The sequence below is a fragment of the Sphingobium sp. genome (assembly GCF_035511395.1).
GTDB lineage: Bacteria > Pseudomonadota > Alphaproteobacteria > Sphingomonadales > Sphingomonadaceae > Sphingobium.
In genome coordinates this window covers 1-10,604 of sequence record NZ_DATKFP010000121.1, presented here as the reverse complement: position 1 = coordinate 10,604, position 10,604 = coordinate 1, and the positions used below count along the sequence as shown (strand labels likewise).

Below are 10,604 nucleotides of genomic sequence, written 5' to 3'. Positions count from 1 at the left end.
GTCGCCGCATGGGGCCTGATCGTGGTGGCTCTGCTGTTCCTGGGCGCGCTGCCGGGGCTGGTCGGTCTGGCTGTCACATTGCCAGTGCTGGGCTACGCCACCTGGCACCTCTACACCTGCGCCGTCGTTCGTTGAGCCTGCTCGCCCGGTGAAGCATCCTAGAGCCGTGAACGATTAGGTTAATCGTTTACGGCTCTATAGTCTTTTGATTACCGCATTCTGCGGGCCGTCGGCTGTTCCAGCCGACTTCAGATGCTCTGGCTTTACCGGGCGCTTTCGCTGCGTGTCGCAGGCTTGGGCGTTGGCAGAGTCGGTGCGCCATTGCCAAGCGTCGCGAGATATTTGATCACGGCGGCCCGATCCTCCGGGCGGCGCAGGCCAGCGAAACTCATCTTCGTTCCCGGCACGTCGCGGGCAGGCGAGGCGAGGAAGGCGAAAAGGCTTTCATAGCTCCAATCACCACCATGCCCCTTCATCGCTGGTGAGTAGGCGAAGCCGGCATGGGTCGCGACGGGGCGACCGACCACGCCCCAGAGATTGGGACCGATGCGATTGGGGCCGTCCTGATTCAGGTCGTGGCAGCTCAGGCACAATTGCGCCTTGGCCTTTCCCGCATTGGCATCCGCGCCAGCAAGCAGAGTGCCCAGATCCGCTTGCGGGGCAGCGGCGGCCCCTGCGGCCCCTGCCGTCGCCACGGGCGCCTTGCCCTGCATATCCTGACGGTAGGCGATCAGCCTGTTGCCCTCGCCCGGCGCGAGGAGGCTTGCCGGCCAGTCCCGTTGCACGGCCGCCATGTCGACGCGGGGTGGCATCGCATCCGCGGGGGCATAGGCCAGCTTGCCCGGCTTTGCTTCCGGGTAAAGCTGCCCCGCAAACCAGCTTAGGCTCCATAGCGTCCCGGCGGCTCCTGCCACGCATAGTCCTGTGGCCAGCCATCGCATCCGATCCATGGTTCAGCCTCCCCCGCCCATGAAGATCGCGCGGGTCCAATAGGCATAGTCCGCCTCGATCGACATGATCCGTACCAGCACCAACAGCACCAATGGCGGCACCAGTATCGCATAGATCAGCGATAGCCTTTCCCAGGCCAGATGCATGAAGATCGACAGGATCAGGCCGGCCTTGAGCAGCATGAACAGGATGATCAGCGTCCAGCGGAAGATACCCTGCACATGCATGTAATCGACCAGATAGGACAGGGTGCTGAGCAGGAAGAGATAACCCCAGACCTTGAGGTAGAGGCTGATCGGATGCTGGCCATGCTCTTCCGGCTGCGCGGGCTGGCCGTCGGGAACGATCTGCGTCTGCGGAACAGGAACATCGTGCGGCATGGCGATCACCAGAGATAGAAGAAAGCGAAGATGAAGACCCAGACGAGGTCGACGAAATGCCAGTAGAGGCCGGCGATCTCGACCGCGCTATAGTCGCCCGATCGGTCATAATGACCGCGCGCGACCTTGGAGGCGATGATCAGCAGGAGGACGACGCCGCAGCTGACATGCAGGCCGTGGAAGCCGGTGATCATGAAGAAAGTCGCGCCGAACTGCGGCGCGCCCATCGGGTTGCTCCAGGGGCGCACCCCTTCCTCGACGATCAATTTCGTCCATTCGAACGCCTGCATACCGACGAAACTCGCGCCGAACAGGGCGGTCAGCAGCATCAGGACAGCGGTCTTTCGCCGGTCGCGGCGATAGCCGAAGTTGACCGCCATCGCCATGGTGCCGCTGGAACTGATGAGCACGAAGGTCATGATCGCGATCAGGATCAGCGGGATTTTCTGGCCGCCGATCACCAGTGCGAACACCTCGGCCGTATTTGGCCAGGGCAGAACGGCCGAAGACCGGATGGTCATATAACCGGTGAGGAAGCAGGAGAAGATGAAGGTGTCGGACAGCAGGAAGATCCACATCATCGCCTTGCCCCAATGGGTATGGCGAAAGACTTCCTGATCGGCGGACCAGTCGGCCGCGATCTCGCGCAGGGTCGGGGCTATGACCTCCCTATCCCGTCTGTCCGGCACCGTTTGAGACATGGCGATATTGTCCCATGCTGAAAAAGTTCACGTCGATACGAGCAGCCCGGCCAGCAGCAGCCAGACGAGCAGCAGGAAATGCCAATAGACCGCACATAGGCGGACATGGCGCAGGTTGCGGGTCACCAATGCCGGGCCGATGGCGACCAGCCCGCCGATGATGTGGCAGCCGTGGAGCGCGGTCAGCAGATAGAAGAAGGCATTGGCCGGATTGGTGGACAGATAGTAGCCCGCCGCCTGATAATGGCGCCAGAGCAGCCATTGCCCAATGAGGAAGCAGAGGCCCAGTGCGGCGCCCGCCACGGACGCTTTCACCATCCGCTGCTGCCCATCGCGCAAGGCCGCGCGCCGGGCGACTTCCCAGGCGAGACTGCTGCCGATCAGGATCGCGCTGTTGATCCACAACAGGGGCGGATCGGGCATCGATACCCAGTCGTCGCCTCCATGGCCCATCGCGGCGTGCAACCCCATGCGCATGAGATAAGCCGCCGTCAGCAGCGAGAACATCACCAGCGCGACAGCGAAATAGACAGTCAGGCCGACCGCGCCCGCTGATGGACGATCGGTCTTGCTCTCTATTTCGCTGTCGCTCGATGCGTCCCAGCTTTTCTCTGTGAGGCGCGCCAGGATGCTCATGCGCGCGGTTCCGTTTGGGGGATGAAGTCGCGCGGCGCGCCCGGCACGCTGTAATCATAAGCCCAGCGATAGACGACCGGCAGCTTCGCGCCCCAATTGCCATGGGCGGGCGGCGTATCGGGCGTCAGCCATTCCAAGCTCGCCGCGCCCCAGGGATTGGGATCGGCTTTCGGCCCGCGGAACAGGCTCCAGATCATGTTGAAGAAGAACAGCCCCTGCGCCGCGAACACGATCAGCGCCGCGATGCTGATCCATTCATTGGCGAGATGGACCGACTGCGGGATGAAGGCGGTGTCGCCTAGCGCATAATAGCGGCGCGGCACGCCCAATATGCCCAGATAATGCATCGGCAGGAAGATCGCATAGACACCCAGGAAGGTGATCCAGAAATGAAGCTTGCCCAGCGTGTCGTTCCACATCCGCCCGAAAATCTTGGGATACCAGTGATAGATTGCGCCGAAGATCACCAGCACCGGCGACACGCCCATGACCATATGGAAATGGGCGACGACGAAGAAGGTGTCGGACAGCGGCACGTCGACGCTGACATTGCCCAGAAACAGGCCCGACAGCCCGCCATGGATAAAGGTAAAGATGAAGGCGATGGCGAACAGCATCGGCACGCGCAGATGGATGTCGCCGCGCCATAGCGTCAGCAGCCAGTTATAGACCTTGATCGCGGTCGGGACGGCGATGACCAGTGTCGACGTCGCGAAAAAGAACCCGAAATAAGGGTTCATGCCCGACACATACATATGATGCGCCCAAACGACGAAGCTGAGCGCTCCGATGATGACGATCGCCCAGACCATCATACGATAGCCAAAGATGTTGCGCCGCGCATGGACGCTGATCAGGTCCGACACGATGCCGAAGGCGGGGAGCGCGACGATATAGACTTCGGGATGGCCGAAAAACCAGAAGAGGTGCTGAAACAGCAGCGGACTTCCCCCTTCTGTCGGGGTGATGCGGCCCATGGATTGCATCGTCGGCATGAAGAAACTGGTGCCCGCCAGATGATCGAACAGCATCATGATCGCTGCGACGAACAGCGCGGGAAAGGCGAGCAGGCCCATGACCGAGGCGGTGAAGATGCCCCAGACCGACAATGGCATCCGCATCAGCGTCATGCCCTTCGTTCGCGCCTGTAGCACGGTCGTCACATAGTTGAGGCCACCCATGGTGAAGGCCACGACGAAGATGGCGAGGCTGACCAGCATCGTGACGATGCCCCATTGATGGCCGGGCGTGCCTTCGGAAATGGCCTGTGGAGGATAGAGCGTCCATCCCGCCCCCGTAGGACCGCCGGGAACGAAGAAGCCCGTCACCAGCACGATCACCGACAGCAGGTAAAGCCAGTAGCTCAGCATGTTGACGAAGGGGAACACCATGTCCCGCGCGCCGATCATCAGCGGAATCAGATAATTGCCAAAGCCACCCAGCAGCAAGGCGGTCAGCAGATAGACGACCATGATCATGCCGTGCATCGAAACGAATTGCAGATAGTTGTCCGGCTGGATCGACGGAAAGGCGCCCGGAAAGCCGAGTTGCAGCCGCATCAGCGCCGACAACACCAGCGCCACCAGCCCGATCGAGATTGCGGTGCAGCTATATTGGATGGCGATGACCTTGTGATCCTGGCTCCAGACATAGCGCGTGACCCAGCTGTGGGGATGGTGCAGCGGGCGCAAATCGTCGGCCAGGGTGGTAGCCATTAGCGGGCGCTCCTGATGATGTCATTTGCCGTGGGGAATGCGCTGGTGATCGCCTGACCCGGCACGGAGCAGGCGCTGGCTCTGACAAGCATTGCAGAGAGCGCGGCGGGTGGCGCATCCGCCAATATCTGGCCGAAGCTCACCTGTTGCGCCTGCCAGTTGGCGAAGGCCGCAGGCGAGTCCACGACTACCTTGCCGCGCATCTCATGATGGCCGGTACCGCACAGTTCGGCGCAGAGAATGTCGAACGTCCCGGTCTTCGTCGGCGTCATCCAGAAATAGGTTACGATGCCGGGCACCAGATCCATCTTGGCCCGAAACTCCGGCACGTAGAAATCGTGCAGCACATCCTTCGAGCGCAGCACCAGCTTCACCGGTTTGCCGACCGGCAGGTGTAGGTCGCCCGCTTCGACCAGCAGGTCGTCCCGGCCGAAGGGGTCGAGCGGATCGAGGCCCAGCACATTGTCCGGAGTCACATATTTGACGGCCGCAGCGCCCAGCACGCCATCGGGGCCGGGATAGCGGAACGCCCATTGCCATTGCTGGCCAACCGCCTCGACAATGGCGGCTTCCTGCGGAACGGAGACATATTTGCCCCAGGCGGCCAATCCCGGCGCGAGCAAACCGATGACGCCGATCGCCGTCCAGAATGTCAGCCTTTTCTCCAGCGAGGAATTTTCCGGCTCATAATGGGCGCGATGGCCCGGCCGGTGCCGGTAGCGGACGAGCGCCCAGGCCATGAAGAGGTTGAGCAGCACGAAAGCCGCAGCGCAGATCCACAGGGTCACGTCGAGTGCGGAGTCGATCGCGCTCCAGTTGGAGGCAAGCGGCGTGCGCCACCAAGGACTGAACAGATGAAATGCGACCGAACCCAACACCAGCACGGCGATGGCGACCGCAATGGGCACAGGCTCTCTCCCTTCGAAGGTGAGCGGCTCGCAACCATTTTTACCGGGCCTTCGAGTCGCTCCCGAAATACCGTGGTCGACAATCTAAAGAAAAATTTCGTTTTGGAAAAGTGTTGAACGGGTTTTGCTTCGCCAACACCTTTCACAAGCGATAGCAACCTGTTCCACCTTCACTATTCCGACCAGCAATGATGCAGCGCAACATTGTCGGCTTCATAGCCACCGCCATGCACAGTCGGCTCCGCACCGCCTTGACGACTTAACGGCGGTGGTATCCGTTCACGCCGCGCTACGCTGTTTTTCCTCCTCGATCTGGCCGGATGCGTGAAGGCCTGCGACATAGCCGAAGGTCAGGCTCGGCCCCAGCGTCGCACCGGCGCCGGGATAGGAGCCGCCGAAGACATTCTTCTGGTCGTTGCCGACCGCATAAAGACCTTCGATAGGCTTTCCGCCTTCGTCCACCACGCGTGCGAACTTGTCGACATTGATGCCCGCAAAAGTACCGATTTCGCCCGCGAACATCTTGATCGCGTAATAGGGGCCTTTTTCAAGCGGGCCGAGGCAGGGATTGGGCCACTTATTCTCGTCATCGCCCTGATAGGCGTCATAATCGTCCTGACCGCGCTGGAAATCGGGGTCGAGGCCTTGTTTGGCGAAGCTGTTGAAGCGATCCACCGTCTCCACCAATGCCCTGGCGTCGACGCCGATCTTCTCTGCCAGCGCGGCGACCGTGGGCGCTTCGATCAGATAGCCGTTCTTGAGATAATGTTTGCGCGGGCTCGGCTTGGGACGGACGCGGCCCATGCCCCATTTGTCGATTGCAGCCTTATCGCCCAGAAGCCAGACATAGCCGGATGTGTCGCCGCGCGTCGCCTCGATGATCTGGGGGACGAAGCTGGAATAGGCGCAGCTTTCGTTGCCGAAGCGCTTGCCATGGCGGGTGACGCAGATGAAGCCGGGCTTCAGCCGGTCGACCAGATGCGGCCAGACGCCTTTGGGCCCCTCAATGTCGGGCTGGACGGAGGTAGGCATCCATGCGCCGGCGTTGGAGACATCGTTGCCAAAGACGCCGCCCACGTCCTCCGCCATGCGCGCGCCATCGCCGACATTGCCGGGGTTGGCGACCGAATGGGGCGTGGCATCGACATTGGCGGGATAGGATTGCGCGCGACGTTCCTTGCTCCAGGGAAAGCCACCGCTGCCCAGGATCACGGCATGTTTCGCCATGATCCGTCGCGATCCGCTGGGGCCATCGATCATTGCGCCGCGCACCACGCCGCCTTCCTTGATCAGGCTCTTCGCCGGGGCATTGAGGAGGATAGGAATATCGAGTTCGAAACAACTCTGCGCAAGGCGCGTGATCAACGCGCCGCCGCGCACCACGCGACGCGCGCCGCCATAGATGGCGGTATGGACGAGGTGCAGCGCCATTTTGCCCGCGACCGCCACAAAAGCCTTGGGCGAGCGGCCGGCCTTGAAGAATTGCTGCATTTCGACCGAGGAGCCGATGGCAAAGCCCAGGAACAGCAACTGCGGCAGCTGGCGCTTCAGTTCCTTGAAATGCTTGCCCAGCTTTTTCGCGTCATACTCGGCCGCGATCAGCGAACGAGTCTTGGCTGCGTTGGGATTCTTGAAGTAATAGTCGGGATATTCCATCCCGTTGAACTTGACGTGGGTTTCCCGCTCCAGAAATGCGATCATTTCCGGACCATATTTCAGGAAGGCGTCGATCCGGTCGATCTCGGCATAATTGCCCGCTTCCTCAAGAATATAGGTGCGCACCTTTTCCGGGCTGTCAGGCTCGCCCAGCCGCTGTTCGATCGCAGGAGCGTGATGATTGCCCGGAATCCAGAGCATGCCGCCCGATGTCGCCGTGGTGCCGCCGAATACATCCTGCTTTTCCGCCACGATCACATTCATGCCCGCCTTGCGCGCCGTGATGGCAGCCGTCAGCGCGCCCCCGCCACTGCCGATCACCAGCACGTCGCACGCCAAGTCGCCGCTCAGTTGGTTCGCTTTGCCGGTCACGCCACTCTCCATCGCTACACGCATCGGCCGGCAGAGGCACGGCCGGGGCCGCCTGTCAAAACAGGTCATATGGCCTTGAATATGGTTGAGTACATCAAATGGCAATGCCCCCTTTTAAATTTTAGCACGCGCTATACAGATTGGTGACACATGGACGACAGCAAACCGCATAAACCGGCCACCCGATCATAAAAAAGTCCACATGGCTTGTATTTTGCGCATCCGAGCAGTATCCTGCGCTACGTTCAAAAGAATGGGAGAGCGATCGTGGCCGACTATGACGGTCCAAAATTGTCCGAAGCGCCCGGACCTTCATGGGATGAGCTGGCCGAACGCGATAGCAGGCCCGTGCCCGAATTTCTGAAGGGCGATTCGTGGCAGGATTTTGGCGACGAAATGCTGTCTGTCGATCGCTATGTCTCTTCGGACTTCTTTGCGCGCGAATGCGAGAAGATGTGGCCGGATGTGTGGCAGTTCGCCGCCCGCGTCGAGGAAATGCCGGAACCGGGCGACTATGTCCTCTACGAGAATGTCGGCCGCTCCTATCTGGTCGTGCGGCAGGATGACGGTTCCGTCCGCGCCTTTCACAATGTCTGCCTGCATCGCGGCCGCAAGCTGCGGACCGAAAGCGGCTGGGCGGCGGATTTCACATGCCCCTATCATGGCTTTGCCTGGAAAACGGACGGCAATCTGAAGAACGTCCCGTGCCGCTGGGACTTTCCCGGCATGCGCGACGCAGACGTCACGCTGCCGCAAGCGCAGGTCGGCATCTGGGGCGGCTATATCTTCATCAAGGAGAATGAGGGCGGACCCAGCCTTGAGGAATATTTGGCTCCCCTGCCCGATCATTTCGCCCGCTGGCGGCATGAGGACGCCTATACCACCGCCTGGGTCGGCAAGGTCATCAAAGCCAATTGGAAGGCCTGCGCGGAAGCCTTCATGGAGGCCTATCATGTGTCCGCCACCCATCCGCAGATCATGCCCTTCACGGGTGATGCCAACAGCAAATATATGATGTGGGGCGATCATGTGAATCTGGCGATCACTCCATTCGGCGTCCTGTCGCCGCAGATCGAGGGCGAGGCGACTGAGCAGGACATCATCGACAATTTCCTGAAATATAATGGCCGCGTCGTCGAACCGGGCATGAAGCTGACGGTGGAGGAAGGGCGCACAGCACGCGCCTCCATGGGCGATCATAACCGCAAGCGGTTTGGCAAGGTGTTCGGCCGTGATCTGGACGAGGCAAGCGATTCCGAAGTGCAGGATGCGCTGACCTACAATGTATTCCCGAACTTCTCGCCCTGGGGCGGGTTTCAGCCAACGGTGGTCTATCGCTGGCGTCCATGGCCGGATCAGGACCATACGCTGATGGAGGTGCGCCTGCTCGGACGACTTAAGCCGGGGGAAACCGCTCCACATCCAGAGATGATCCTGGTGCCCGAAGGCGGAAGCTATGCCGATTATCTGGGCCAGCTCGGCAATGTGCTGGAGCAGGACATGAACAATCTGCCGGAAGTACAGGCGGGCATGAAGGCCTCCAAGACGGGCCGATTGCGGTTGGCGCATTATCAGGAAAGCCGCGTACGTCATTTCCAGCATACGCTCGACAAATATCTGGCGCATGAGGGCGGCAATGTCTGACCAGGACGCTCTCGATATATTGCTGGCGAAGCAGGCCTGCACCGAGCTGGTCTACAGGCTCGCCCGTGGGCTGGACCGGTGCGACAAGACGATATTGCTGTCGGTCTTTCACCCCGACGCAACCGACGATCATGGCGGGTTCAAGGGGACCGCGATCGAGTTCGTCGATTGGGTCGTAGGACTGCTGCCGACCATGGAGCGCACGCAGCATCTCATCGGCAATGTGCTGATCGACGTGGCGGGCGACCGCGCCGTCGGGGAATCCTGTTTCATGGCCAATCATGATTTGACGAACGCGGATGGGAAGCCCGTCCGCATGATCGCAGCGGGTCGTTATCTCGACCGGTTCGAGCGCCGCGAGGGCGTGTGGAAGATCAGCCATCGCCACGCCGTCTATGATTGGAACGCCAATCTCGACCGAACCGACAATTGGGATCGGACGCCGGGCAGTCCGCGCGTCTTCGGCGAACGCGGCAAAGGCGACCCGATTTACGCCCACCGGGCAGCACTGAACAATTAGAAGGGTAGGAAGAAGATGAGCGAAGGCAAGCGACTGAACGGCAAGCGGGTGTTCATCCTGGGCGCGGGGGCGCCCGGCGGCATTGCCGCGGCGATCGCCGGACTGTTCCGGGACCAAGGTGCCACCATCGCGCTCGGTTCGCCCGACATTCCGGCTGCGCAGGCCGTCGCCGAGAATTGCAAGGCGGTGGGCATCGTGAGGGTCGACATTCTTGACGAACAGTCGATCCATGACGGCGTCAAGGAAGCCGCCGGCCTGCTGGGCGGCGGCATCGACGTCGCGATCAACGCTGCGGGCGTCAACCGCAACGCACCGCTTTCGGAGGAAACGGCGGACGCCCTGCTGTTCCAGGCGCGCATTCACTTCATCGGCACCGCGCTGTTCATCAAGGAAGTGGCCGAATCCATGCCAAATGGCGGATCGATCATCACCATGTCCAGCGTTACGGCGGAACTCACCACGCCGCGTCTTGCCGCCTATGCCGGCAGCAAGGCGGCCGCCGACAAGGTCGTGAAGGTCGCGGCGGTCGAATATGGCGATCGCGGCATTCGCGTGAACTCGCTGGCGCCGGGCCTGACCAGCACGCCGATGACCGCCGCCTATTTCGCTGATGAAAAGGTCGTGGGCGCCTTCCAGCGGGAAATCCCGATCGGCAGGCTGTCCACCGTTGACGACGTCGCCGCTGCCGCCCTGTGGCTGGCCAGCGACGATTGCATCGCCACCGGTGACACGATCCGCGTCAGCGGCGGCGCACACCTGCGCCGCCTGCCCGTCGCCAGCGACTTCGTCTGAACGGAAAGCAGGGTAGCCATGAGCGATATCGACATTCAGGACGCGCCTGCCCGTCGCATCGGCATCGACGCGAGCAAGGCGGCGGAACCCGCACTGGGCGACGCGCCGATCAACCCGTCACGCTATTTCGACCGCGATTTCTGGAAGCGCGAATGGGAAGGCATGTGGACGAAGACGTGGCAGGTCGTTGCGCTGGAGGAGCAGCTTCGGAAAGTCGGCGACTATGTCACCATGGAGTTCGGCCAGGAAGTCATATTGGCAGTGCGTGGCAAGGATGAGAATATCCGCTGCTTTTACAATGTCTGCCCGCATCGCGGCATGATGCTGGT

General features: G+C 61.3%; 11 protein-coding genes. 4 read left to right on the top strand and 7 right to left on the bottom strand.

The annotated features are described in order from the left end of the window. Positions 1-263 precede the first annotated feature (263 nt). From VMR39_RS07645 to VMR39_RS07615, 7 genes are all read right to left on the bottom strand, one after another. Positions 264-914, bottom strand: coding sequence for a cytochrome c family protein (locus tag VMR39_RS07645; RefSeq protein ID WP_325415377.1), 651 nt, complete (start codon positions 912-914; stop codon positions 264-266). A 39-nt stretch (positions 915-953) separates the two neighbouring features. Then, complete coding sequence (locus VMR39_RS07640; protein ID WP_325415376.1) at positions 954-1,331, bottom strand: cytochrome C oxidase subunit IV family protein; 378 nt, start codon at positions 1,329-1,331, stop codon at positions 954-956. Positions 1,332-1,336: 5 nt separating this feature from the next. Continuing rightward, positions 1,337-2,032 carry a heme-copper oxidase subunit III family protein gene (locus VMR39_RS07635; RefSeq protein WP_325415375.1) on the bottom strand — a complete coding sequence of 232 codons (696 nt, stop codon included), beginning with the start codon at positions 2,030-2,032 and terminating at the stop codon, positions 1,337-1,339. 27 nt (positions 2,033-2,059) lie between these two features. Further along, positions 2,060-2,668 (bottom strand): heme-copper oxidase subunit III, encoded by a 609-nt coding sequence (locus tag VMR39_RS07630; protein WP_325415374.1) that lies wholly within the window; start codon positions 2,666-2,668, stop codon positions 2,060-2,062. Beyond that, entirely contained in the window at positions 2,665-4,383 is a 1,719-nt protein-coding gene (locus VMR39_RS07625) for a cytochrome c oxidase subunit I (protein WP_325415373.1), read from the bottom strand. The genes VMR39_RS07630 and VMR39_RS07625 overlap by 4 nt, the downstream gene beginning before the upstream one ends. Then, complete coding sequence (locus tag VMR39_RS07620) at positions 4,383-5,291, bottom strand: cytochrome c oxidase subunit II (protein WP_325415372.1); 909 nt, start codon at positions 5,289-5,291, stop codon at positions 4,383-4,385. The genes VMR39_RS07625 and VMR39_RS07620 overlap by 1 nt, the downstream gene beginning before the upstream one ends. A 279-nt stretch (positions 5,292-5,570) precedes the next feature. Beyond that, entirely contained in the window at positions 5,571-7,319 is a 1,749-nt protein-coding gene (locus VMR39_RS07615; protein WP_325415371.1) for an FAD-dependent oxidoreductase, read from the bottom strand. Positions 7,320-7,586: 267 nt separating this feature from the next. Between VMR39_RS07615 and VMR39_RS07610 the strand changes: the two genes are divergently transcribed. From VMR39_RS07610 to VMR39_RS07595, 4 genes are all read left to right on the top strand, one after another. Beyond that, entirely contained in the window at positions 7,587-8,963 is a 1,377-nt protein-coding gene (locus VMR39_RS07610) for an aromatic ring-hydroxylating dioxygenase subunit alpha (RefSeq protein WP_325415370.1), read from the top strand. After that, positions 8,956-9,483, top strand: a complete 528-nt coding sequence (locus tag VMR39_RS07605) for a nuclear transport factor 2 family protein (RefSeq protein WP_325415369.1) — start codon at positions 8,956-8,958, stop codon at positions 9,481-9,483. The genes VMR39_RS07610 and VMR39_RS07605 overlap by 8 nt, the downstream gene beginning before the upstream one ends. A 15-nt stretch (positions 9,484-9,498) precedes the next feature. Next, a complete protein-coding gene (locus VMR39_RS07600; protein ID WP_325415368.1) occupies positions 9,499-10,275 on the top strand; it encodes an SDR family NAD(P)-dependent oxidoreductase in 777 nt (258 codons plus the stop codon). 18 nt (positions 10,276-10,293) lie between these two features. Further along, positions 10,294-10,604, top strand: a 311-nt coding sequence (locus VMR39_RS07595) for a Rieske 2Fe-2S domain-containing protein (RefSeq protein ID WP_325415367.1), incomplete at its 3' end; no start/stop codon positions are given.

What these genes read in the sequence shown, in the direction of transcription:
- VMR39_RS07640 (WP_325415376.1), bottom strand. Translation starts at nt 1,331, where the DNA reads ATGCCGCACGATGTTCCTGTTCCGCAGACGCAGATCGTTCCCGACGGC.
- VMR39_RS07635 (WP_325415375.1), bottom strand. Translation starts at nt 2,032, where the DNA reads ATGTCTCAAACGGTGCCGGACAGACGGGATAGGGAGGTCATAGCCCCG.
- VMR39_RS07630 (WP_325415374.1), bottom strand. Translation starts at nt 2,668, where the DNA reads ATGAGCATCCTGGCGCGCCTCACAGAGAAAAGCTGGGACGCATCGAGC.
- VMR39_RS07625 (WP_325415373.1), bottom strand. Translation starts at nt 4,383, where the DNA reads ATGGCTACCACCCTGGCCGACGATTTGCGCCCGCTGCACCATCCCCAC.
- VMR39_RS07605 (WP_325415369.1), top strand. Translation starts at nt 8,956, where the DNA reads ATGTCTGACCAGGACGCTCTCGATATATTGCTGGCGAAGCAGGCCTGC.
- VMR39_RS07600 (WP_325415368.1), top strand. Translation starts at nt 9,499, where the DNA reads ATGAGCGAAGGCAAGCGACTGAACGGCAAGCGGGTGTTCATCCTGGGC.